Raw genomic sequence first — 571 nt, 5'->3', positions numbered from 1 at the left:
GTGTAAGTGCCGTCGGGATTCTTGATCACCCAATCGGGTTCGGGGTTTTCGCCGAGCGCCGAGAAGCGCGGATATTTCGGCGTGATCTCGGGCTGGTCGAGGCGGAATTCCGGCTGCAGATCGTAGCTGATCCATTGCGACAGGAAGAGCGGCAGGCGCTCCCAGTGCGACTCGCGCAGCACCTGCGGCAAGCTGAAGAACCACAGGGCGTAGCCAAGATAGAGCACCGTGCCCGCAACCAGCAGCAGCGGCCAGAAGCGCTTGTAGGCCGGCCGCTGGAAGATCTGCGGGTGGCGATCTTCGATGGCGCTTAGTTCGTCGGCGGTCATAGCAGCCATGTCAAGCGCTCATCAGGAAAGCCTGCTCGCCGACGAGCTTGCGGCGCAGCCAGGCGGAGAACTGGTCGACGATGATGATGGTGACGAAGAGCAGGAGCACCAGCGCCAGCGTCTTGGCGCCGAAGCCGCGCGAGATGGCAAGCTTCAGCTCCTCGCCGATACCGCCGCCGCCGACCGCGCCCATGATGGTCGAGATGCGCACATTGATCTCGATCCGGAGCAGCGTGTAGGAC

2 pseudogenes are annotated in these 571 nt (G+C 63.4%); both read right to left on the bottom strand.

Annotated elements, in window-relative coordinates:
- A pseudogene (locus tag EOA28_RS37910) lies at positions 1-338 on the bottom strand (phosphonate ABC transporter, permease protein PhnE); the annotation flags it as partial.
- Between the two features lies 1 nt (position 339).
- Positions 340-571: pseudogene (locus EOA28_RS37905) on the bottom strand (phosphonate ABC transporter, permease protein PhnE); the annotation flags it as partial.

The organism is Mesorhizobium sp. M2A.F.Ca.ET.067.02.1.1, from assembly GCF_004023285.1.
Taxonomy (GTDB): Bacteria; Pseudomonadota; Alphaproteobacteria; order Rhizobiales; family Rhizobiaceae; genus Mesorhizobium.
The sequence above is the reverse complement of the archived record's forward strand: the minus strand, read 5'-3'. Positions and strand labels throughout refer to the sequence as shown.